At 65.1% G+C, this 22,531-nt stretch carries 20 protein-coding genes and 1 tRNA gene; 10 read left to right on the top strand and 11 right to left on the bottom strand.

Going from position 1 to position 22,531, the window contains the following annotated elements; translation table 11 throughout:
* Nucleotides 1–6: 6 nt before the first annotated feature.
* From CH275_RS00660 to CH275_RS00645, 4 genes are all read right to left on the bottom strand, one after another.
* Nucleotides 7–780 (bottom strand): SCO1664 family protein, encoded by a 774-nt coding sequence (locus tag CH275_RS00660; RefSeq protein ID WP_179275919.1) that lies wholly within the window; start codon nt 778–780, stop codon nt 7–9.
* Nucleotides 781–815: 35 nt separating this feature from the next.
* On the bottom strand, nt 816–1,406 hold the full coding sequence (locus CH275_RS00655) for a DUF3090 domain-containing protein (protein ID WP_032398057.1): 591 nt from the start codon (nt 1,404–1,406) through the stop codon (nt 816–818).
* A 136-nt stretch (nt 1,407–1,542) separates the two neighbouring features.
* Nucleotides 1,543–2,250 (bottom strand): histidine phosphatase family protein, encoded by a 708-nt coding sequence (locus CH275_RS00650; RefSeq protein WP_094674244.1) that lies wholly within the window; start codon nt 2,248–2,250, stop codon nt 1,543–1,545.
* Between the two features lie 25 nt (nt 2,251–2,275).
* Nucleotides 2,276–3,106, bottom strand: coding sequence for an undecaprenyl-diphosphate phosphatase (locus CH275_RS00645; RefSeq protein WP_094674611.1), 831 nt, complete (start codon nt 3,104–3,106; stop codon nt 2,276–2,278).
* 244 nt (nt 3,107–3,350) lie between these two features.
* Between CH275_RS00645 and CH275_RS00640 the strand changes: the two genes are divergently transcribed.
* Nucleotides 3,351–4,283, top strand: a complete 933-nt coding sequence (locus CH275_RS00640) for an aldo/keto reductase (RefSeq protein WP_094674242.1) — start codon at nt 3,351–3,353, stop codon at nt 4,281–4,283.
* A gap of 27 nt (nt 4,284–4,310) precedes the next feature.
* Here the strand turns inward: CH275_RS00640 and CH275_RS00635 are convergent, their stop codons facing one another.
* Complete coding sequence (locus CH275_RS00635; RefSeq protein ID WP_094674240.1) at nt 4,311–4,676, bottom strand: hypothetical protein; 366 nt, start codon at nt 4,674–4,676, stop codon at nt 4,311–4,313.
* A gap of 182 nt (nt 4,677–4,858) precedes the next feature.
* Between CH275_RS00635 and CH275_RS00630 the strand changes: the two genes are divergently transcribed.
* From CH275_RS00630 to CH275_RS00620, 3 genes are all read left to right on the top strand, one after another.
* The gene (locus CH275_RS00630) at nt 4,859–5,884 is read left to right on the top strand and encodes a YncE family protein (protein ID WP_256990797.1); all 1,026 of its coding nucleotides are present in this window, start codon (nt 4,859–4,861) and stop codon (nt 5,882–5,884) included.
* A 66-nt stretch (nt 5,885–5,950) separates the two neighbouring features.
* Nucleotides 5,951–6,172, top strand: coding sequence for a DUF5703 family protein (locus CH275_RS00625; RefSeq protein ID WP_032377864.1), 222 nt, complete (start codon nt 5,951–5,953; stop codon nt 6,170–6,172).
* A gap of 76 nt (nt 6,173–6,248) precedes the next feature.
* Entirely contained in the window at nt 6,249–7,319 is a 1,071-nt protein-coding gene (locus tag CH275_RS00620; RefSeq protein WP_094674607.1) for a quinone-dependent dihydroorotate dehydrogenase, read from the top strand.
* Nucleotides 7,320–7,379: 60 nt separating this feature from the next.
* Here the strand turns inward: CH275_RS00620 and CH275_RS00615 are convergent, their stop codons facing one another.
* Together CH275_RS00615 and CH275_RS00610 are read right to left on the bottom strand one after the other, a co-directional pair.
* On the bottom strand, nt 7,380–7,907 hold the full coding sequence (locus CH275_RS00615; RefSeq protein ID WP_032377863.1) for a YbhB/YbcL family Raf kinase inhibitor-like protein: 528 nt from the start codon (nt 7,905–7,907) through the stop codon (nt 7,380–7,382).
* Between the two features lie 16 nt (nt 7,908–7,923).
* On the bottom strand, nt 7,924–9,294 hold the full coding sequence (locus tag CH275_RS00610) for a M20/M25/M40 family metallo-hydrolase (protein ID WP_256990796.1): 1,371 nt from the start codon (nt 9,292–9,294) through the stop codon (nt 7,924–7,926).
* A 166-nt stretch (nt 9,295–9,460) separates the two neighbouring features.
* On the opposite strand from CH275_RS00610, the gene CH275_RS00605 reads away from it, so the two are divergent.
* The 4 genes from CH275_RS00605 (at nt 9,461) to CH275_RS00590 (ending at nt 14,060) form a co-directional block, all read left to right on the top strand.
* Nucleotides 9,461–9,546, top strand: a tRNA-Leu gene (locus CH275_RS00605).
* A gap of 144 nt (nt 9,547–9,690) precedes the next feature.
* On the top strand, nt 9,691–11,151 hold the full coding sequence (locus CH275_RS00600) for an SDR family NAD(P)-dependent oxidoreductase (RefSeq protein WP_094674238.1): 1,461 nt from the start codon (nt 9,691–9,693) through the stop codon (nt 11,149–11,151).
* A gap of 104 nt (nt 11,152–11,255) precedes the next feature.
* A complete protein-coding gene (locus CH275_RS00595) occupies nt 11,256–12,752 on the top strand; it encodes a glutamate-cysteine ligase family protein (protein ID WP_094674236.1) in 1,497 nt (498 codons plus the stop codon).
* Nucleotides 12,753–12,794: 42 nt separating this feature from the next.
* Entirely contained in the window at nt 12,795–14,060 is a 1,266-nt protein-coding gene (locus tag CH275_RS00590) for a saccharopine dehydrogenase family protein (protein ID WP_094674234.1), read from the top strand.
* 13 nt (nt 14,061–14,073) lie between these two features.
* Here CH275_RS00590 and proP read toward each other — a convergent pair whose 3' ends face one another.
* Nucleotides 14,074–15,483 carry a glycine betaine/L-proline transporter ProP gene (proP, locus tag CH275_RS00585; RefSeq protein WP_373453661.1) on the bottom strand — a complete coding sequence of 470 codons (1,410 nt, stop codon included), beginning with the start codon at nt 15,481–15,483 and terminating at the stop codon, nt 14,074–14,076.
* Nucleotides 15,484–15,789: 306 nt separating this feature from the next.
* On the opposite strand from proP, the gene CH275_RS00580 reads away from it, so the two are divergent.
* Both CH275_RS00580 and CH275_RS00575 read left to right on the top strand, forming a co-directional pair.
* Nucleotides 15,790–16,260: an OsmC family protein gene (locus CH275_RS00580; RefSeq protein ID WP_094674230.1), complete on the top strand. Its 471-nt coding sequence runs from the start codon at nt 15,790–15,792 to the stop codon at nt 16,258–16,260.
* A complete protein-coding gene (locus tag CH275_RS00575; RefSeq protein WP_094674228.1) occupies nt 16,257–17,333 on the top strand; it encodes a nucleoside hydrolase in 1,077 nt (358 codons plus the stop codon). Before CH275_RS00580 ends, CH275_RS00575 begins: the two co-directional genes overlap by 4 nt.
* On the opposite strand, the gene meaB is transcribed toward CH275_RS00575, so the two are convergent.
* The 3 genes from meaB to mutA form a co-directional block, all read right to left on the bottom strand.
* On the bottom strand, nt 17,310–18,284 hold the full coding sequence (gene meaB / locus CH275_RS00570; protein WP_094674603.1) for a methylmalonyl Co-A mutase-associated GTPase MeaB: 975 nt from the start codon (nt 18,282–18,284) through the stop codon (nt 17,310–17,312). The genes CH275_RS00575 and meaB overlap by 24 nt on opposite strands.
* A 62-nt stretch (nt 18,285–18,346) precedes the next feature.
* Entirely contained in the window at nt 18,347–20,617 is a 2,271-nt protein-coding gene (gene scpA, locus CH275_RS00565; protein ID WP_094674226.1) for a methylmalonyl-CoA mutase, read from the bottom strand.
* Nucleotides 20,614–22,494: a methylmalonyl-CoA mutase small subunit gene (mutA, locus tag CH275_RS00560; protein WP_094674224.1), complete on the bottom strand. Its 1,881-nt coding sequence runs from the start codon at nt 22,492–22,494 to the stop codon at nt 20,614–20,616. Before mutA ends, scpA begins: the two co-directional genes overlap by 4 nt.
* Nucleotides 22,495–22,531: the final 37 nt, after the last annotated feature.

The raw sequence follows: 22,531 nt of genomic DNA, 5'->3' as shown, positions 1-22,531 counted from the left end.
GCCCGATCAGAAGGCGGGCCAGGGTATGGGTCTGCTCGAACGAGGCTCCGGCATGACCGGGCGGGCGATCAACTCCTGAGCCCGATCGAGAACCGCGACCGTTTCGGTCAGGGTGATCTTGTCGACCAATCGTGGTGCGACGACCGCGTCGAACGTCTCGACGAACCGCACCACGTCGGACATCAGTGCGTCGTCCACGGCCTGGCCTGCCCACCCCCACAACACCGTGCGCAACTTGTTCTCGGCGTGCAGGCAGATGCCGTGATCGACCCCGTACACGTAGCCGTCGAGACCTTCGAGTGCGTGGCCGCCCTTGCGATCGGCGTTGTTGAGGATCACGTCGAGAACCGCCATCCGCTGCAGCCGCGGATCGTCGGCGTGGATGAGCGCGATCTCCTCACCCTCGCCGTCGTACGCCTGGAGAACCGGGATCCACCCTGCGGGCACCAGATCGGGTCGGCAGATATCGACGAGGTCGACGCGTCCCTCCGCATGCTCCTCCGGTGTATCGATCCACTTCTGCACCATTCCGGGCCCGAACGGCCCGTCACGCAGAACCGTCGGCGGAATGACGCCCCAGCCGAGAGCCTCGGAGATCGCGTAGGACGCCACCTCCCGTCCGGCGAGTGTGCCGTCGGGAAAGTCCCACAGCGGCACTTCTCCCCGGATCGGCTTGTACACGCACCGCACGGCCGACTCGCCCTCGCCCGCCTCGCACACCAGCGTGGCGTTGCTGGCCGAGACCACTCGACCGACGATGGTGAGCTCGCCGGTCTCCATGATTTCGCGGCCCTCGAACGGGGGCAGTTCGACGGTCAAGACTCGTCGACCTCGGTCACCGGTCCGAACGTCGCACCGCGGCGGTAGCCGTTGGTTCTGATGCAGACGTGCCCCTCGGGGGCCAGCGGCTGTCCGCACAGCGGGCACGGTGCGCGGCCCGCAGCGATCACGCGTTCGGACCGAACCGCGAATTCGCGAGCCTGAACCGGGGTGAGGAACACTCGCACGGCATCTGGGCCCTCGTCGGTGTCGTCGAGAACGACCGATTCGTCCACCTCGACCTCACTGACCGCCAACAGCTCGACCACGACGGCATTGGCATCGGCGTCCCAGCCGAGACCCATCGTGCCCACACGGAACTCGGTGTCGATCGGAGTCAACAGCGGACTCGTGTCGACCGTATCGGCCTCCTCGGCCGGTACCTCCGCCCCGAAACGACGGTGTACCTCTTCGAGGAGAAGCCCCATCCGGTCGGCCAATACCTGAACCTGCTGCTTCTCCAGCGCGACCGACACCACGCGGGCGTCGTGCACCGCTTGCAGGAAGAACGTTCGGTCGCCCGGTTCACCAACGGTCCCGGCAACGAAACGATCAGGGGTGCGAAAAACGTGTATGGCGCGCGGCATTGCACCTCCTTAACGACTCGAACAGCTCCGCGAAGCGATTCGCGGAACTTTCATTATCGGCCACAGATCGACCACGGACGGTATTGCTTGCCCTCCAGCCTGCCACCGATCAGGGTGTCAGCGCCGAATCGGAGCTCTAGGTGCCCGCCCCACCACCGACGACCGCGTCCGAAGAGTCCGCGTTGCCCGCTTCCGGCGTGCTCGGCTCCTCGGCCTTCGGTACGAACACGCTCAGATCGGACCCGGTGTCGTTGGTCCGCAGAACGAAGGGTCGCGTCGAGGTGTAGCGAACGACACTGATCGATGCCGGATCGGCGACGATGCGCTGAAAAGAATCCAGGTGGGCACCCATCGCGTCCGACAGCACCGACTTGATCACGTCCCCGTGCGAGCACGCCACCCACAACACATCTCGACCGTGCTGGGCGGCCAGCCGCGCGTCGTGTTCGCGCACGGCCCGAACCGCACGTTGCTGAACTGTGGCCAGGCCTTCGCCCTCAGGAAACACCGCAGCCGACGGATGCTGCTGAACCACCTTCCACAGCGGCTCGGCAAGCAATTCCTTGATCGTTCGACCGGTCCACTGCCCGTAGTCGACCTCGACCAGCCGGTCCTCGACCAGCGGCGCGAGCCCGAGCTTGGCAGCCAGCGGCTCGACGGTCTGCTCGCACCGCAGCAGTGGCGAGCGGACGATCTCCGCGACGGGGAGCTCGCCGAGACGGTCGGCAACTGCCTGCGCCTGCTCGCGCCCGCGATCGTCGAGCTCGACGCCGGCGCTGCGACCTGCGAGAGTACCGGCGGTATTCGACGTCGAGCGGCCATGCCGAAGCAAGATGACTGTCATTGCATCGACCCTAATGAGGGTGGATCTACGTTGCGGACACGACCCCGCCGGCCAGCAGGCCGAGCACCACGACACCCAGCACGATGCGGTAGCCGACGAACCAGTACAGCGAGTGGTTCGCGACGAACTTCAGCAACCAGGCAATCGAGGCGTAGCCGAGGCCGAACGCGATGACCGTGGCCACCAGCAGCTGTGGTCCCGACGCAGCCAGGCCCGAGCCGACCGGCTCGAAGGCGTCGGGCAGCGAGAACAGACCGGAGGCCGTGACCGCAGGAATAGCGAGCAGGAACGAAAATCGTACGGCTGCCTCGCGTTCGAGCCCGAGGAACAGGCCGGCGCTGGTCGTTGCTCCCGAACGGGACACACCTGGGATCAGGGCCAGGCACTGCGCCAGACCCATGACGATGCCGTCGCGGGTGGTCAACTTCTCGATCGGACGTTCTTTTCGGCCGACCTTCTCGGCGATCGCGATGACGATGGCGAACGCGATCAACATGAACGCGATGAGGTACAGATTCCGGGCACCGGTTCGGATCTGATCCTTGAACAGCAGTCCGAGAACGCCGATGGGAATGGTGGCGATGATCACATACCAGCCCATGCGGTAATCGAGCCCGCGCTCGTCCTTCCTCGTCAGACCGACGAACCAGGCCTTGACGATTCTGACGATGTCGCGCCAGAAGAACAGCAGCACTGCAGCTTCGGTGCCGAGCTGGGTCACCGCGGTGAAAGAGGCCCCGGCATCCTCGTTCCAGAACACACCGGACACGATGCGCAGATGCCCGGACGAGGAGATCGGCAGGAATTCCGTCAGACCCTGCACCGCACCCAGGATGATCGCCTGCAACCACGTCATGTCGATCATGCGGCACCCCGCTCCGACATCGATCCCGATGGACTGTCCACTAGAGATGCGCGGCCGACGGCCTGCCCCCTGAATTCGCGATTCACGGGCACGACCGTACCCGGCGAGGCCGGTTCGTACCGAGCTGAGCGACGCGGCGCGGCACATTCACAGACAGCGGCCGGGCGCACTACTGTGCACTGGCGGCAGTGCAGTTCGACACCGACGATCACACGTAAAAGGACATTCGGCACATATGAAGCAGAGATCGGTCGGCACCAGCGGACTTCGAGTCTCGCGACTCGGCCTCGGCACCCTCGGCTGGGGCAGCGGAACCGACGGTGACGATGCCGCAGCACAGCTGTCGGCCTTCGCCGAGGCCGGCGGCACACTCGTCGATACGTCGCCGGCGTATGGGGACGGGCGCGCGCAGCGAGTACTCGCCGAGTTGCTCGACGACGTCGTCCCGCGGCACGAGCTGGTGATCAGCAGCGCAGCCGGACTGAACCCGCGCTACGGCAGATACGACGTCGATTGCTCGCGCCGCGGCCTACTCGGTCAGCTGGACGCGACACTGCGCGAACTCGGAACCGACTATCTCGATCTGTGGCAGGTGGCTGCCTGGGACCCGATGACTCCGGTCGAGGAGGTCGCAGCCACCCTCGACTATGCCGTCTCGAGTGGGCGGGTCCGCTATACCGGAGCCCGTGGGTACCTCGGCTGGCAGCTGGCGACGGCGGCGGGCGCAGCCGGTACCGGACGGATCGTGGCCACCCAGGCGGAATATTCGTTGCTGGCCCGCGGGGTCGAGGACGAGTTGATCCCTGCCGCAGACCACCACGGCATCGGTGTTCTCGCCGCGATTCCCCTCGCGGGCGGCGTGCTGACAGGCAAGTACCGCAACGGAATCCCCGCGGACTCCCGTGGTGCCGACGAAGTGCATGCGGAGTCCGTGCTGGCGTACCTCACCGATTCTGCTGTCAGCATCGTCGACGCCGCCGTCACCGCGGCCGACGGGCTGGCGACCTCTCCCCTGGTCGTCGCGCTCGCCTGGGCTCGGGACAGGCCTGGCGTGAGCAGCGCGATCGTGGGAGCGCGCGATCTGGCTCAGTTGATGGGCGCATTGATGGCCGAGGAACTCGAACTTCCGTCCGCCATCGCATCCGCCCTCGACGACGTCAGCGCCTGATTGCCCGTGACCGACGTGCGTTGCGCGTCAGAAGCCTTCCAGCACGGAGTTGACCCGATTGAAGAACGCCCGGACGGCCGTGGTGTCTCGCTGTGACGCATCGGACAACTGCTGTGCGTGTGCGACAGCATCACGCACCACGCCGATGATGCTGCGTTCGTCGGTCAGATCGACCTCGGTAACCGAATGTTCGGCAACCGCCTCGATCTCGGACCGATCCGGGACCGGAGACCGCACATCGGCCCGGTAGATCTTCACGTAGAGGGTGCTTCGGTGCACTCGAAACGCAAATGATCGGCCGTCGTCGGTGCGCCCGAAGCCGTTCGCGTGCGTTCCCGCGTTCACTTCCTCGACGACGAAGTGTGCTTCCTCGGATCCCACGTCCACTCCCATGTCGCGCACTCGATTCGGAGGATCACGCTACCGCTAGTCCCCATGCGACCGGGCGGCACCGGCCCGACACGGACGATTTCTTCGGTATCGGGCACGCTGGTACAGATGTGGCAGCGTAAGGGCTGCGTCGTACAGGTCAGCGTCACACAGGTCAGCGTCACCAAGAAAGTAGGTTCGGTCCCATGCGAACACCGTCGGCACGTTCGGTTCGAGTGGCAGTTGCGTCTGCGCTCGCCGTCGTCACAGTGTGGTCGGTGAGCGCATGCTCGAGCGACGACGAGAACACCGACGAGATCTCGGTCGAACCGCAACCACCGGCCCAGTCACCCGCGACTGCGGTGACGCCCGCTGGAATCGTCAGCCGGTTCGCGCCGGTGAACGCGCTCACGTTCGACCCCGTCACCCGCACATTGGTGGCGCTGACCGACGCATCGACCACCGTGAGCCTGGTCGGCGACAGCGAGTCCGCCGAGACGCGCGTGGTCGACCTGGGCTCCACCGGGGCAGGGCTCGTCGCAGGACGGGACTCGACCGTGCTCGTCCCCATGGACGGTTCGGTCGCGAGAATCGATGTGGCGGACGGTCAGCGCACCGATCTGACCGTCGATGCGGATGCACTGTCGGCCGCCGACCTGCCCGATGGTTCGACCGCGGTCGGCGACGACACCGGGATGGTCCGCGTACTCGACGCGAACGGACAGGTCACCAGCACGGTCTCCGGGGGTAGCGTCACCTCGGCCGACGCATTGGCCAGCACTCCCAAGGGTGTATCGGTACTCGATCGTCGGCAGACCTCGGTGACGGATCTGAATCTGGACGACGGCACCCTCGGAGTCGCCCTGCGGGCAGGCGAAGGTGCCGCCGAGATGACCAGCGACGAATTCGGGCGTCTGCTCGTCACCGATTCGACCGGGACCGAGTTGCTCGTCTTCACCTCGCACGATCTGCTGATGCGGCAGCGGTTTCCGGTCGGGTCGCAGCCCTGGGCCATCGCCTACGATCAACAGTCCGGCATCGCGTGGGTGACGCTGCCCGCCCTCAACGAGGTGGTCGGGTACACACTCGATACCGGAATTCCGGTCGAAGCAGATCGGTTCCCCACAGTGCGGCAGCCGGATTCGATTGCCGTCGACGCCGATACGGGCGACCTGTACGTGGGATCGGCCACCGGAGACGGGCTGCAACGGATCCCCGCTGCAGGCCGTTGAACGCCGGACAGCAGACCGAGGAGGCACGTGAGCACACACGAGAATTCGACACCGGGCCGAGCGAAGATGCCCGTCGGATGGGAAGTGTCTCCCTCCGACGACTGGGAGTACGTTCCGCTACGGCTGCCCCCGGACGTCACCCGGGTCACGGCGTCGATGCGATTGGCAATTCAGGCGGAGTTCGGCGGCTGGGAACTGTCGCGGGTTCGCCTCTACACCGACGGCAGCAGACGAGTGCTGCTCAAGCGCAAGAAGACTGCGCACCACATCCCGGAGCCCGGAATCTGAGCGCGCGACAGTACTGTTCCAGCGCAGGATGTTGGACCGAGCCGGATCGATCGGAAAGAAGACCGTGGGAGACCGTCTGTACCGCGCGCTGTTGCGCCTGATGTTCCTCGTGCCACCGGAACGGATTCACCACCTGGCGTTCGGTGTACTCCGCGCGGTGGCTGTCGTACCGCCGCTGCGCCATCTGGCCGGAAAGTTGTTCGTGGCCGACGACCCGCGCCTGCGCTCGACGGTGTTCGGCGTCGACTTCCCAGCTCCGCTGGGCCTTGCGGCCGGCTTCGACAAGAACGCCGACGGCATCGATTCCTGGGAACCCATCGGATTCGGGTTCGCCGAGATCGGCACCGTGACAGCTCAGGGCCAGCCCGGTAATCCGACCCCTCGACTGTTTCGGTTGCCCCTCGATCGGGCCATCGTCAACCGCATGGGTTTCAACAACCACGGCGCAGAACATGCCGCACAGCGTTTGCGCTCGAGACGCACCCGCATCCCGATCGGTGCGAACATCGGCAAGACGAAGATCGTCGAACCGGCCGGCGCGGCCGCGGACTACACCGCCAGCGCTCGTTTGCTGGGGCCGCTGGCGGATTTCGTCGTGGTCAACGTCAGCTCGCCCAACACCCCGGGGCTCCGCGACCTGCAGGCCGTCGAATCACTGCGCCCGATTCTCGAAGCGGTGCAGTCGGTGGTGACCGTGCCGGTGCTGGTCAAGATTGCCCCCGACCTCTCCGACGAGGACATCGATGCCGTGGCCGACCTCGCCGTCGAACTCGGTCTCGACGGCATCGTGGCCACCAATACGACGATCTCGCGTGCGGACCTGCGCAGCGATGCAGAGCTGGTTGCCGGAATGGGAGCCGGAGGCCTGTCCGGCGCACCGCTGGCAGAGCGGTCACTCGAGGTGCTGCGTCGTCTCTACCGCCGAGTGGGTACGCAGCTGACGTTGATCTCGGTCGGGGGAATCGAGACCGAGGCGCAGGCCTGGGAGCGCATCACCGCAGGCGCTTCGTTGGTGCAGGGCTATACGGGGTTCATCTACGGCGGTCCGCTGTGGATCAAGGGCATTCACCGGGGACTGTCGGCACGACTGGAGCAGAACGGGTTCGCCACCATCGCGGACGCGGTGGGTTCGGCCAACAGGCCCTGATCCTGTCGTGCGCGTTTTGCGTAGCTGGAGCTACGCAAAACGCGCACGACAGGGCCGAGGTCAGGCCTCGTAGGTTCCGGTGATGACCGCACGACCGATGGCGTGTGAGAACAGATTGAAGCCGAGGTAGGCCGGGGTGGCCGTCTCGTCCACTTCGAGCCGCTCGACGTCCACCGCATGGACGGCGATGAAGTACCGGTGCGGTCCATGACCGGCCGGCGGAGCCGCTCCGATGTAGCGGAACAGGCCTGCGTCGTTCTTCAGCGTCACTGCGGTGCTGGGCACCCCGGTGCCGCCGTCGTCGCCTGCGCCCGACACCAGTGACGTCGTCTCGACGGGGATGTTCGCCACGGCCCAGTGCCAGAATCCCGACGCAGTGGGCGCATCGGGGTCGTAGACGGTGACCGCGAAGCTCTTGGTGCCCTCGGGAAAGCCGGACCAGGACAGCTGCGGAGAGTTGTCGTGCCCACCGGCTCCCATGATTCCGCTGACCTGCTGAGCGGCCAACGCCTGGCCGTCCTCGACGTCCTCGGACGTCAACTCGAAGGACGGTAGGTCCGGAAGCGAGTCGTATGGGTTGTACGCCACGATGGTTCCTTTCGTGTCAGCTGTGCATCAAGAAGTGTTCCAGTACCTGTGTACCGAACTCCAACGACTCCACGGGTACTCGTTCGTCGATCCCGTGAAACAACGCCGCGAAATCGAGCTCCGGCGGAAGCTTAAGCGGAGCGAAGCCGAAGCAGCGAATTCCGATGCGCGCGAACGCTTTTGCATCGGTTCCACCCGACAACATGTACGGAACCGTTCGACCGTTCGGATCGTGCGCGAGGACGGCGTCGTTCATGGCATCGACGAGATCGCCGTCGAACGTGGTCTCGTACGGTTCGAGTTTGGTGATCCACTCCCGTTCGACGTTCGGGCCGATCAGCTCGTCGACCTCCTTCTCGAAGGCCGCCTGTCGCCCGGGCAGCACCCGGCAATCCACTACCGCCGTCGCGGTCTGCGGAATCACGTTGGCCTTGTATCCGGCCGAGAGCATCGTGGGGTTCGCGGTGTCACGCAGAGTCGCTCCGACGATGCGCGCGATGCTACCGAGCTTGAGCAGGGTGCCGTCGATATCCGGCGAGTTGGGGTCGAAGTCGAGGCCGGACTCCTCGGAGACCGCGTGCAGGAACTGCGACACCGATTCGGTGAGGACCAACGGAAACGTGTGATTGCCGAGCTTGGCGACGGCCTCGGCCAGGTACGTCACGGCGTTGTCGTCGTGCAGAAACGATCCGTGCCCGGCGCGCGCCTTGGCGGTGAGCCGCATCCAGGCGAGGCTCTTCTCCGCCGTCTCGACCATGTAGAGCCGCTTCTCGGTACCGTCCGGTCGTGCGACGGTCAGCGAGAACCCGCCGACCTCGCCGACGGCCTCGGTGACGCCCTCGAACAGGTCGGGCCGATTGTCGACCAGCCAGTGCGATCCATACTTGCCGCCCGCCTCCTCGTCGGCGAGGAACGCGAACAGGATGTCGCGGGGCGGCACGGTTCCGTTGGATTTGAATTGCCGGGCCAGCGCGAGAGCCATACCGACCATGTCCTTCATGTCCACCGCACCCCGGCCCCACACGTACCCGTCCTCGACGGCACCGGAGAACGGATGCACGCTCCAGTCGGCGGGTTCCGCAGGCACGACGTCCAGATGTCCGTGAACCAACAGCGCTCCTCGCGAGGAGTCCGCTCCGCGCAACCAGGCGAACACGTTGCCTCGGCCCGGGGCGCCGGATTCGACGTACTCGGTCTCGTACCCCACCTCCTCGAGCTTGCTCGCGACCCACTCGGCGCATTCCTTCTCACCGACCGTGGTCTCGAGTTCTCCGGTGTTCGACGTGTCGAACCGAATGAGGGAACTGACCAGCTCCACGACCTCGTCGAGGGCGACGGTGGGGTTGCTGGCGGAGTGATTTCCGGGGTTGCTCACATCGTTGGGCACACCGTTGTTCCTACCACCAGAATTCGCCGGGAGCACCACGTGCAACGGCATCAGGCATGAACTGACGTGGGGATTTGGGTTATCGGGAACCCGTCGGATAATCTTACGCAGCGCACAGCGGCCGGCTGTGAATGCAAGAAGAAGAGATGCGACAGCAGTCGCGCTTGTCCGAGTGGCGGAATGGCAGACGCGCTAGCTTGAGGTGCTAGTGTCCTATTAACGGACGTGGGGGTTCAAGTCCCCCCTCGGACACCGTCTGAATGATGTAGACAGACAAAGATTTTCAGAGATCTGAGTTGAGACAGACGAAACGGGCCCTGATTCTTCGGAATCGGGGTCTTTTTCGTTCTCCCTCACATCTTTCGGCTCGACCGGGCGAATGCTAGGAGACTGACGATGGACTCGATCGACCCCACCGAACTCGAGACGTGTCTGCGGGTGCTGAAGCAGGCCGCGGAACTGGACAAGAATCACCCTGATTCCATCGCCGTCCAACGTGCCTCCGGTGCCATGTTCAAAGATCTCAAGCGTGCCCGACGCGTCGCCGCGCGTAATGCCGTCAACGCCGCCGACCGCGCCGTCGTCGCTGCCACCGCAACCGGATCGCCGGACCGCATCGACGACGAGACTGCGGGTCTTTCGCTCACCTCGCGCGCCGAGGGTGACATCGCGGGCACGCTGATCAAGGCTCGCCCCTGCTACATCTGCAAGCAGCGCTACACCGATGTCGACTCGTTCTACCACCAGCTGTGCCCGGAGTGCGCGGCGCTCAATCGCGGTAAGCGCAACGCGCGGACGGACCTGTCCGGACGACGCGCGTTGCTGACCGGAGGTCGGGCGAAGATCGGGATGTACATCGCGCTTCGACTGCTTCGGGATGGTGCACACACGACCATCACCACCCGCTTCCCCAACGATGCGGTTCGGCGATTCGCTGCGATGGACGACAGCGACCAGTGGCTGCATCGTCTTCGCGTTGTCGGGATCGATTTGCGCGATCCGGCTCAGGTTGTGGCACTTGCCGATTCGGTTGCGGCGGAGGGGCCGCTGGACATTCTGATCAACAATGCCGCACAAACCGTCAAGCGCTCCCCCGGTTCGTACAGCGCGCTGGCCGACGCCGAGGCCGAGCCTCTGCCGGCCGCCCTGGCCGACGGGGCGGGCCCGGAGCGCATCACGTTCGGCAAGACCAGTGATGCCCACCCTGCCTCACTCGCGAGTTCGCTGCCGGCAACGGCGCTCGGCGGGCAGCCGGCCGCAGTGCTGAGTGCGGACGACGTGGCCTCGCTCGCCATGGTCGCGGGCTCGGTGACGGCCGAGAGAATCGAGAGTGGGCTCGCTATCGATGCAGGCGGTCTGGTACCGGACCTGGCCGAGACGAACAGCTGGATCCACACCGTCGAGCAGGTCGACCCGGTCGAGTTGCTCGAAGTGCAGCTGTGCAATTCCGTTGCCCCGTTCATTCTCGTGTCGCGTCTGCGTCCGGCAATGGAAGCCTCGGAAGCGCGACGCAAGTACGTCGTCAACGTCTCGGCGATGGAGGGACAATTCGGGCGGGCATACAAGGGCCCCGGACACCCGCACACCAACATGGCCAAGGCAGCACTGAACATGCTGACGCGCACGAGCGCGAAAGAAATGTCGGCCAGCGGAATCCTGATGACCGCCGTCGACACGGGCTGGATCACCGACGAACGGCCGCACCCCACCAAGATGCGCCTGGCCGACGAGGGATTCCACGCTCCGCTCGACCTGGTGGACGGTGCGGCTCGGGTGTACGACCCGATCGTGCAGGGAGAGCTCGGAACAGATCTGTACGGCGCCTTCCTCAAGGACTATCAGCCGTCACCCTGGTGATTTTCGCGTGCGTCCCCCGCGGCGTTCATGGGCTGCGATACTCGAAAGCCGAAGCTGTTTCGCGTCAGCGGACGGCCCCCAAGACGCACCGATAGGCGGTCACCATGGGCGAGGACGTCGAGCGCCGTAAGTTCACCAGGCAGGATCGACACGAGTTCCGTCAGAAAGTTCAGGACTGTCTCGACGCCTTGGCGATCATGCTGGCCGACGAGACCTTTCACGTCGGTGAACCGCAGATCGGCATGGAGATCGAGCTCAATCTCGTCGACGACGACATGGCACCCTCGATGGCCAACGCCGCCGTGCTCGACGCCATCGCCGACCCCGACTATCAAACCGAGTTGGGCCAGTTCAACATCGAGATCAACGTCGATCCTCGGCCGTTGCGTGGTGCCTCTATCGCCGAGTTGGAAACGGACCTGCGTCGATCGCTGAATGCTGCGGACGCACGCGCCCGCACCTCGGGAAGTCGTCTCGCCATGATCGGCATGCTCCCGACCCTGGACGAGGAGCACTTCGAGCACCGATGGCTCTCGGCCAATCCTCGGTACGACCTGCTCAACCAACAGATCTTCGCCGCCAGAGGCGAGGACATCGAACTGAAGATCGGCGGAGTTCGGCTGCCCGGTGCCGCTATCGCCGAGGACCTGGACATCGTGACCGACACGATCCTCCCCGAGGCAGCCTGTACGTCGGTTCAGCTGCACCTACAGGTGGCTCCGGACGAGTTCGCGTCGTATTGGAATGCAGCGCAGGCTCTTTCGGGAGTTCAGGTGGCCCTTGCCGCCAACTCGCCGTTCTTCGCCGGTCGCGCGCTGTGGCACGAGACTCGCATTCCGCTGTTCGAGCAGGCCACCGACACCAGGCCGCAGGAGCTCAAGAATCAGGGTGTCCGACCACGGGTGTGGTTCGGTGAACGGTGGATCACATCGATCTTCGATCTGTTCGAGGAGAATTCGCGCTACTTCCCGGCGTTGCTGCCCGTCTGCAGCGAGGAGGATCCCAAGGCCGCTCTGGCCGAGGGCAAGACTCCGTCGCTGTCCGAGCTGCGCATGCACAACGGAACCGTCTACCGGTGGAACCGGCCGATCTACGACCGGTCCGGCGACGGTCACCACATCCGGCTCGAGAACCGCGTCCTCCCGGCCGGACCGTCGGTGGTCGACACTCTCGCCGATGCCGCGTTCTACTACGGCACGGTGCGGGCGTTGGCGGACGCCGATCGGCCGCTGTGGTCGCAGATGTCGTTCGACGCCGCCGAGGAGAACGTGCACTCTGCCGCGCGGGGCGGATTCGACTCGATGCTGTACTGGCCAGAAGTCGGCTGGGTGAGCCCCCAGGAACTGGTTCTGCGTCGACTGCTCCCGATGGCCGATGCCGGACTGGCGGCCTACGGCGTGGACGCGGACGTCCGCGACCGGTACCTCGGCGTGATCGAGGCACGGTGCCTGGCAAAGCAGTCCGGCTCGGTATGGCAGCGCAACGCCGTCGTCGCCCGTGAACGTGCAGGCGACAAGCGTGATCGTGCCCTTGCCGGAATGCTGGGCGACTACGTCACGCTGATGAACTCCGGAGAGCCGGTCCACACCTGGACCGACTGAGGCGCTTCGACTCGCCGCGGCAACCGCGTTAGTGTCGCTGGTATGAACTCGCCTGCTTCGGACTCGACCATCGGCCCCGATCGCACTCACGACATCGTCGTCTACGGCGTCACCGGCTTCGTCGGAAAGCTGACTGCGAAGTACCTCGCCGAGCACGCTCCGGCCGGAACGCGCATCGCTCTCGCCGGTCGCTCGACAGCGCGGGTACAGGCCGCACAGAAAGAACTCGGGCCGAAGGCCGCGCACTGGTCGGCACTCGTGGCCGACGCCACCGACATTCCGTCTCTGGAGGCCATGGCCCGATCGACCAAGGTCGTCATCACCACGGTCGGCCCGTATGCGAAGTACGGTTTGGCTCTGGCAACGGCCTGCGCCGAAGCCGGCACGGACTACGTCGACCTCACCGGCGAGGTCCTGTTCGCCCGCGAGAGCATCGACGCCAATCACGAGATCGCTCAGCGCACCGGAGCACGCATCGTCCACTCGTGCGGATTCGATTCCGTCCCGTCCGACATCGGTGTGCATGCCCTGTACGAGGCTGTGACGGCCGACAACGCAGGCGAACTCACCGATACGACGCTGGTGGTCACCTCGATGTCCGGTGGAGTCAGCGGCGGCACCATCGATTCGCTGCGAGGACAGATCGAGGCGATGAAGAAGGACAAGCGGGCCCGACGGATCGCCGCTCGACCGTACTCACTGAGCCCGGACCGAGGCCTCGAGCCGCAGCTCGGCCGTCAACTCGACACCGTCCTGATCGACGGCAAGAAGATCGACCCGAGCCTGCGCGGATGGAAGGCCCCGTTCGTGATGGCCTCGTACAACACACGCGTCGTCCGGCGCAGCAACGCACTTCGTGATTGGGCCTACGGAAAGCAGTTCCGCTACAGCGAAGTGATGAGCGTCGGTTCGTCGTTCGCCAGCCCTGTTCTCGCCGGAGCTCTCTCTGCCGGACTGTTCGTCGGCGTGTCCGCCATGACGGTGCTGCCGGGCAAGGTCCTCGATCGCATCCTGCCCAAGCCGGGTACCGGTCCCAGCGAAAAAGCCCGCGAGAAGGGGCATTTCACCGTCGACCTGTACACCCTCACCACCTCGGGTGCTCGCTATCGGGCCCGGGTCAAGGCGTCAGGAGACCCCGGCTACAAGGCGACGGCCGTCATGCTCGCCGAGTCGGCGCTCGCGCTGGTACTCGGCGGGGACGCGCTGCCGAAGGCCAGCGGCGTTCTGACTCCGGCCACTGCAATCGGCGACGTTCTCGTCGATCGTCTCAACGCGGCCGGAATGGAGATCTGGGCCAAGCGGAACTGATCGACGGCGGCCGTTACGACCGCGGAGAGGCCGAGGAGACCTCGGTGTAGAGCTCCTTGGCTTCCTCGGTCGAATCCACCTGGGGTGGAGAACCGTCGAGTGGCTGAGTGGCCGACTCGCGTAGGAAACCGACGGCAATCAGACCGATGACGCCACTGAGGATCAGGTAGTAGGCCGGGATCATGTTGTTGCCGGTCGACGTGACCAAGGCCGAGGTGACCAGCGGTGTGGTGCCACCGAAGATCGACACCGACAGGTTGAATCCGATGGACAGCGCGGCGTAGCGCACTCGGGTCGGAAACAGAGCAGGCAACGTCGAGGCGCTGGGTGCGGCGAAGCACGCCAGCACGACCCCCAGCAGCAAGCAAGCAACGAGAGGCCCGATCCACCCGCTGCGTTGGATCAACAGGAAGCACGGGATGGCCAGGACGATCTGCCCGATGGCGCCGAACACGAACACCGGCTTGCGGCCGATTCGGTCCGTCAGCCGGCCGACGACCACAATGATGGACACGACCACGACCATCGCCGACAGGACCAAGAGATCGGCGCTGAGCTGGCTGCGACCGACGACCTCGGTGAAATACGTGGGCAGGTACGAGGTCACCATGTAATTGGTGACGTTGTACAGCAACACGATTCCCATACAGATCAGCAGTGCTTTCCAATGGACCGTGAATATCTTTCCGATCGAGCTACGGCCGGTCTCCTGCGCCTTGACCTTGGAGTCGTGCTCGTCGAGTTGCTTGCGGAACGCAGGGGTGTCCTCCAGCTTGAGGCGCAGGTACAAACCGATGATGCCCATCGGACCGGCAATGAAGAACGGTATGCGCCAACCCCATTCGATCATGGTGGCGTCGCCCAGTACCGCATTCAATATCGTCACCAACCCGGACCCCAGCGCATATCCGACGAAGGTGCCGAAGTCGAGCCAACTGCCGAGGAACCCGCGCCGCTTGTCGGGTGAATATTCTGCGATGAACGTTGTGGCACCGCCGTATTCACCGCCGGTGGAGAATCCCTGTACCAAGCGGGCGACCAGCAGCAGGATGGGAGCCCAGATTCCGATGGAGGCGTAGCTGGGAATCAGGCCGACGGCCAAGGTGCCGATCGACATCATGATCATGGTCGCGGCCAGAACCTTCTGACGTCCGATCCGGTCGCCGAGAGGACCGAAGAAGAGTCCACCGAGTGGCCGTACGACGAACGCTGCCGCGAACGTTGCGAAGGTCGACAGCAACTGAACCGCGGGCGACGCGTCGGGGTAGAACACCTTGCCCAGCGTCGCGGCCAAGTAGCCGTACACGCCGAAGTCGAACCATTCCATCGTGTTGCCCAGTGCAGCTGCTGAGACGGCGCGCTTGAGCATCGGTTGGTCGACGACCGTGATGCTGTCTTCCGACATCGCCGGCTTGCGACGCATACGTTCGAAGAAGGCGTCACGCCGCAGACGCTTGACGTGGCGCTGGCCCCATTTGGGGATCTGGGGCGACGACTCGGGCGATTCTGGATCTTGCGCAACCGTCATTGCAGCAACGTTAGCGAGCACAATGACCAGCGGACAAACGCCGAAACGGACATCGGCGAGTAACTGTGTACATTCCCCCAGGTAAAGGTCGGTCGATCGAATCTTGGTCACTACCTTGACAATTGGTGCAATGATCGCAATACGGACACGCGTACTCGGCGTGCGCGACGACGGGGCAACGAGGCCTGGCACGATGTAGTCGTGCCGAACCACAACTACGGACTCACGGTCAACTGGACGGGCAACCGCGGCCAGGGGACGTCGGGCGCCTCCTGCTACGACCGCGACCACGTTGTCTCGGCTCCAGGGAAACCCGATCTCGCAGCAAGTTCCGATCCGAGCTTCCGCGGTGATGCAGAACGCTGGAATCCCGAGGAGCTCCTCGTGGCCTCGCTGTCGAGCTGCCACATGCTCTGGTACCTCGGCCTGGCCGCTGCGTCGGGAGTGGTCGTCACCGACTACGTCGACTCCCCCACCGGAGTGATGACCGAGCAATCCGACGGGTCGGGCGAGTTCGTCGAGGTGACGTTGGCTCCGCTCGTGAGAGTTGCGGACCCGTCGATGGTGTCCCGTGCCGAGAAACTGCACGCATCTGCGTCGTCGAAGTGCTTCATCGCGCGTTCGGTCAATTTTCCGGTGCGGCACAACCCGACAACGGAGGTGTCGGCGTGACCGTCCCCTTGATCGTCGACGTCGACACCGGAATCGACGACTCGCTCGCCCTCCTCTATCTGCTCGCCAGCGAGGACGCCGAGATCCTCGGTATTGCATCCACCGCGGGCAATGTACCGGTGAACCAGGTGGCGGCGAACAATCTGGCCTGGCTCGACCTGTGCCGCGCGGATGATGTCGAAGTTTCCCTCGGGGCGCAGGTGCCGCTCGTGGCACCGCTGATGACCACCGAGGACACTCATGGGCCGCAGGGCATCGGCTATGCGGAACTTCCGGTCTCATCGCGGTCGCTGTCGGAGCGAGACGCCACCACGATGTGGATCGAGCTGGTCCGGTCGCGTCCGGGCGAGATCACCGGCCTCGTCACCGGTCCGCTGACCAATCTCGCGCTGGCGATCCGCCGTGATCCCGAGCTGCCTCGACTGTTGAAGCGACTGGTGTTGATGGGCGGAGCGTTTCAGCACCAGGGCAACACGACGCCGACCAGCGAATGGAACATCGCGGTTGACCCGGAGGCCGCCTCGGAGGTGTTCGCAGCCTTCTCCGGACTACCTGCAGAGCGTCGCCCCATCGTCTGTGCGCTCGACATCACCGAGACCATCGAGATGACGCCGGAACATGTTCGGCGGCTTGCCGATCGGGCCGGAAGCTCCCCGGGCGAGGTGATCTCGCCCGACGATGCACCCGGTGTTCGGTCGACCGCGTCGAATCCGATCGTGCGGCACTTCTCCGACGCGGTGCGGTTCTACCTGGAATTCCATCGCGATCACGATCAGGGATTCCTGGCGCACATGCACGATCCGTTCGCCGCCGCTGTTGCACTGGATGCGGATATCGCCACCTACCGACACGCGACCGTCGACGTCGAGCTCGCCGGAACCCTCACGCGCGGAACGACGGTCGCAGACTGGCGCGGAATGTGGGGCAAGGCCCCCAATGCCGCGATCGCGACGCGCACCGATCCGGAGGCGTTCTTCGACCGACTGATCGAACGGGTCGGAGCGCTCGCCGCCCGGCTCTATCCCGCGGTCCCGGTCGCCGAGGCAGATTCAGGAGTCGAAGGCGTCGAGTAGCTCCTGGGCGGCCAGCGCGGCAGTCAGAGAACCGTCGCGTACCCGGGCTTCGACGTCGCCGCGGATGGCCTTGACGGAGGGATTCTGCGCCAGCCTTCGCAACAGTTGATCGTTGACCATCGTCCACGTCCAATCGACCTGCTGCTTGCGACGCTTCTCTGCGAATTCGCCTGCGTCACTGAGCACTTGCTGATGACGCAGCACTGTGTCCCAGTACTCGTCGAGTCCGGTGCCCTCGATGGCACTCATCGTCAGCACCGGGGGCTTCCAGATCGCGTCGTGCGGATAGATCAGCCGCAGCGCGCCCGCCAATTCCCGCGCCGCGTTCTTCGCGTCGGTCGCGTGCTTGCCGTCGGCCTTGTTGACGGCAACCAGGTCGGCGAGTTCGAGAACGCCCTTCTTGATGCCCTGCAACTGATCTCCGGTGCGCGCCAGCGTCAGGAACGTGAAGCAGTCGACCATGTTCGCGACCGTCACTTCGGACTGCCCGACGCCCACCGTCTCCACCAGAATGACGTCGAAGCCTGCCGCTTCGAGGAGCACGATCGTCTCCCTCGTCGCACGTGCGACCCCGCCCAGAGTTCCCGACGTCGGAGACGGCCGAATGTATGCGTTCTCCTGCACCGCGAGACGCGACATCCGGGTCTTGTCGCCCAGGATCGAACCGCCGGTTCGGGTGGACGACGGATCGACCGCAAGCACCGCGACTCGGTGGCCCTTCTCGATCAACCGCATACCGAGCGCGTCGATGAACGTCGATTTACCGACCCCCGGCACTCCGGTGATACCGACCCGGTGAGAGCCACCTTCGTCGGGCAACACACGAAGGAGCAGTTGCTGAGCCAGGTCTCGATGATCCGATCGGGTCGACTCGACCAGGGTAATGGCACGCGCCAGACCGGATCGCTCGTTCGCTCGGACCGCGTCGGCCACCTTATCGATGTCGATCATCCGGCCTCTCGGCGATGCCGCGCCGGTCGGGGAACTCGTGTTGTCGTTCGGAGAACCCATACTCAGGCGTTGGCCTCGCGTGGTGCATGCCCGAGCGAAATCGACAGCTTCTCCACCAGCCCGATCGCGGCATCGGCGATAACGGTGCCCGGAGGGAAGATCGCCGCGGCGCCCGCTGCGTAGAGTTCGTCGAAATCGCCGGGCGGGATAACGCCACCGACCACGATCATGATGTCCTCGCGGCCGACGTCGGCCAAGGCCTGACGCAATGCGGGCACCAGCGTCAGGTGGCCCGCCGCCAGCGACGACACTCCGACGACGTGCACGTCGTTGTCGGCGGCCTGGCGGGCCACCTCTTCCGGCGTCTGGAACAGTGGGCCGACGTCGACGTCGAAGCCGATGTCCGCGAACGCCGTTGCGATGACCTTCTGGCCACGGTCGTGCCCGTCCTGACCCATCTTGCACACCAGCACACGGGGCCGACGACCCTCGTCCTCGGCGAACTGCTCGACCAGCGCAGTGGCGCGGGTGATGTTCTCGGATTTGCCTGCTTCGTCGCGGTACACACCACTGATTGTCCGGATTTCGGCCTGATGGCGCCCGTAGACCTTCTCGAGTGCATCGGAGATCTCGCCGACGGTGGCCATCTTGCGTGCGGCGTCGATGGCGAGGGCCAGCAGATTGTTCTCCATCCCCGGCTGATCCGAGGCGGCCGCTCTGGTCAGGTTCGCAAGCGCAGCCTCGACCTCGGCGGTGTCCCGTTCGGCCCGCAGTCGCTCGAGCTTCTCGATCTGCTCACGCCGAACCTTCGAGTTCTCGACCTTGAGCACCTCGATGGTGTCGGGCTCGTCGGGCACGTACTTGTTGACGCCCACCAGGGGCTGACGGCCGGAGTCGATGCGAGCCTGGGTGCGGGCCGCCGCCTCCTCGATGCGCAGCTTGGGAATGCCCTCGCCGATGGCCTGAGCCATGCCGCCTGCTTCTTCGACCTCGGCGATGTGTGCGCGAGCTCGATTCGCGAGCTGATGGGTGAGCCATTCGACGTAGTGCGAGCCGCCCCACGGATCGATCGGGCGCACGGTGTTGGATTCCTGAGCGATGAGCAGCTGGGTGTTGCGAGCGATTCGGGCCGAGAAGTCCGTCGGCAGCGCCAGTGCTTCGTCGAGCGCATTGGTGTGCAGGGACTGGGTGTGCCCCTGGGTAGCGGCCATGGCTTCGACGCAGGTACGCGCGACGTTGTTGAAGACGTCCTGTGCAGTCAACGACCAACCAGACGTCTGCGAATGAGTGCGCAGCGAACGGGATTTGGCGCTCTTGGGCTCGAATTGCTGGACGAGCTCGGCCCAGAGCAGGCGCCCGGCCCGCAGCTTGGCGACCTCCATGAAGAAGTTCATTCCGATGGCCCAGAAGAACGACAGTCGCGGCGCGAACGTGTCGATGTCCATGCCCGCGTCGAGGCCGGCGCGGATGTACTCGACACCGTCCGCGAGGGTGTAGGCCAGTTCGAGATCGGCTGTGGCACCGGCTTCTTGGATGTGGTAGCCGGAGATGGAGATCGAGTTGTACTTCGGCATCTTCTCGCTGGTGTACGCGAAGATGTCCGAGATGATGCGCATCGACGGCTTCGGCGGATAGATGTAGGTGTTGCGCACCATGAACTCTTTGAGGATGTCGTTCTGGATGGTGCCGGCGAGTTTCTCCGGCCCGACGCCCTGCTCTTCGGCTGCCGCGACGTACAGCGCCAGGATCGGCAGCACCGCTCCGTTCATGGTCATCGAGACCGAGACGCTGCCGAGATCGATACCGTCGAACAGCTGCCGCATGTCGTAGATGGAGTCGATTGCCACACCGGCCATTCCGACGTCACCCTGCACGCGCGGATGATCGGAGTCGTACCCGCGGTGGGTGGCCAGGTCGAACGCCACCGACAGGCCCTTCTGGCCGGCCGCGAGGTTACGGCGGTAGAAGGCGTTGGACTCGGCCGCGGTGGAGAATCCGGCGTATTGACGAATGGTCCACGGTTGGTTGACGTACATCGTGGGATACGGGCCGCGGAGGAACGGCGGGGCACCCGGATAGCTGTGCAGCGGATAGCCCTCGGCCTCCGCCGCGTCACGATCCGCCTCGGTGAACACCGGCTTGACGTCGATACCCTCGGGGGTGGACCACACCACCTGATCGGGAGTGTAGAAATTGGCCTTCGCACCCTGCTCCACATGAGCGGCGACGTCCTCGGCCGACGGCGGCGACGGTGTCGGCTCGTCGGGGTCGATCAGGGGTACGTCGGCGAAACTGCCGATGGTGTGTGAGGTTCGGTTCTCGTCGGTCGTCACTTCGAGGCTCCCAGGGTGTCGAGAAGTTCGGTCAGAACGGCGACGGCGTCGACCTTCGCGGTGAGGAATCCGTCGGGACGCGAGGCACCGTCGATTCCGGCGAAGATCTTCTCCGGTCCGGCGAGCAGAACCTGCGTGACGCCTGCAGCGCGGAGCGCGTCCACGGCAGTGGCGGCCTCGTCGGCGTATCGCTTGTCGGTGCCGCACACGACCGCTGTGGAAGCACTGGAAGCCTCGACTGCTGCGGCGATACCGTCGACGGTCAGTGGACCGGGATTGACGGCCTCGATTCCTCCCGACGCCAACAGGTTCGACGCGAACGTGGTTCGGACGTTGTGTTCGGCGACGCTGCCCAGCGGCACCAGGAGGACTGTGGGCCGCGAATCGTGCTCGGCCAGAAATGCATCCGACCGGTCCCGGAGCGCCTCGAACGCTCTGCCGTACCGGTACACCGCCGCCGAACCCTGCTGCGCGGTCTGCTCGGGACTCAGTGGAGCCTCTGCCAAGTTGGGGAATTCGTTGACGCCGGTCAGCGGGGTCACCCGGTGGGCGATGTCGGAATCGCGTTCGGCGCGGGTCTTCTCGATGGCGGCCACCAGGGAGCCGTCGTCGACGGCGGCCCGGAATCCACCCGACGCCTCGATGGTCTGGAAGAACTCCCAGGCCTTCGCGGCGACCGCGGCCGTCAGTTCCTCGATGTACCAGGACCCGGCACCGGGATCCAGAACTCGCCCGAGATGCGCTTCTTCGAGCAGCAGCAGCTGGGTGTTTCGGGCGATGCGGGCCGCGAACGTTTTCGACACTCCGGCTGCTCCGCCGTCGAGTGCGGCATCGAACGGCAGCACGGTCACCGAATCGGCACCACCCACTCCCGCTCCGAACGACGCCAAGGTGGTCCGCAGCATGTTCACCCATGGATCCCGCTGCGACATCATCGCTTCCGAGGTCACCGCATGCTGAGGAGCGTCGCCCGCGTCCGGGGCTCCGCACACCTGTGCGATGCGTGCCCAGAGCGTGCGCGCAGCCCGGAACTTGGCGATGGTCTGGAATTGATCGTCGGTGGCGGAGAATCGGAACTCGACCTGTCGCAGGGCGTCGGAGATGCCGATACCGGAGTCGGTCATGGATCGGAGGTACTCGAGGCCTGCGGCGATCGCGGCACCGAGCTCCTGCGCATCTGCGGCCCCGAGATTGTGGAACACGGTGCCGTCGACCGTGATCGTACGAACCGACTCGGTGCGCGCGATGGACCGGTGAACCAACTCGAGCGTCTCGGCCATCTCGATCGACTCGGTTCCGCCCAATCCCGTTGTGAGAGTGGACACGCCGAGCCGGATGTCGACTGCGGCGCGATCGTCGATATCGGCCGAATCGAGTACGCCGAACACCGCGGCGGCTGCTGCGGACACATCCTCGCGGGCGTCGATCGTCAGCGGTGCGAGCTCGAGATACACCCCACTCAGAACGTCCGCCAGCGCAGTCGGATCGACGCCGCGGCTGCCGACCGTCAACCACAGGGCGCTGGTGCCGTTGGAGAGCGAGTCGAGGATCTGGGTGTTGAGCGCGGGTGCGTCGTCGCCGGCGCTGGAACCGTGCCGAGTGCACACCTTCCAGCCCGCGTTGACGTCACGGTGCGGGTCGCGGCCACGCAGAAATGGAAACTGCCCCGGCAGGGGACCTTCCGGGCGTTCGTCGAACGCGGTGTACAACGGGGACACGGTGATCCCGTCGTACGTCGTGGAATCGAGAAGATGTTCGGGATCGTCGGGCAGATCGGCCACGTCGACCCGGCGAGATTTGGCCAGGACACCGGCCACTGCCTTCTGCCAGGCCGCATGAGCGCTGCGTGCGGCATCTTCGTGCGATGCGATGGACACGTGTGCTGCTCCCTCGGTTCGGCCGGGTAGTCCTGCA

Origin of the sequence: Rhodococcus sp. 06-235-1A (assembly GCF_002258785.1) — a bacterium.
Lineage (GTDB): Bacteria > Actinomycetota > Actinomycetes > Mycobacteriales > Mycobacteriaceae > Rhodococcoides.
The sequence above is the reverse complement of the archived record's forward strand: the minus strand, read 5'-3'. Positions and strand labels throughout refer to the sequence as shown.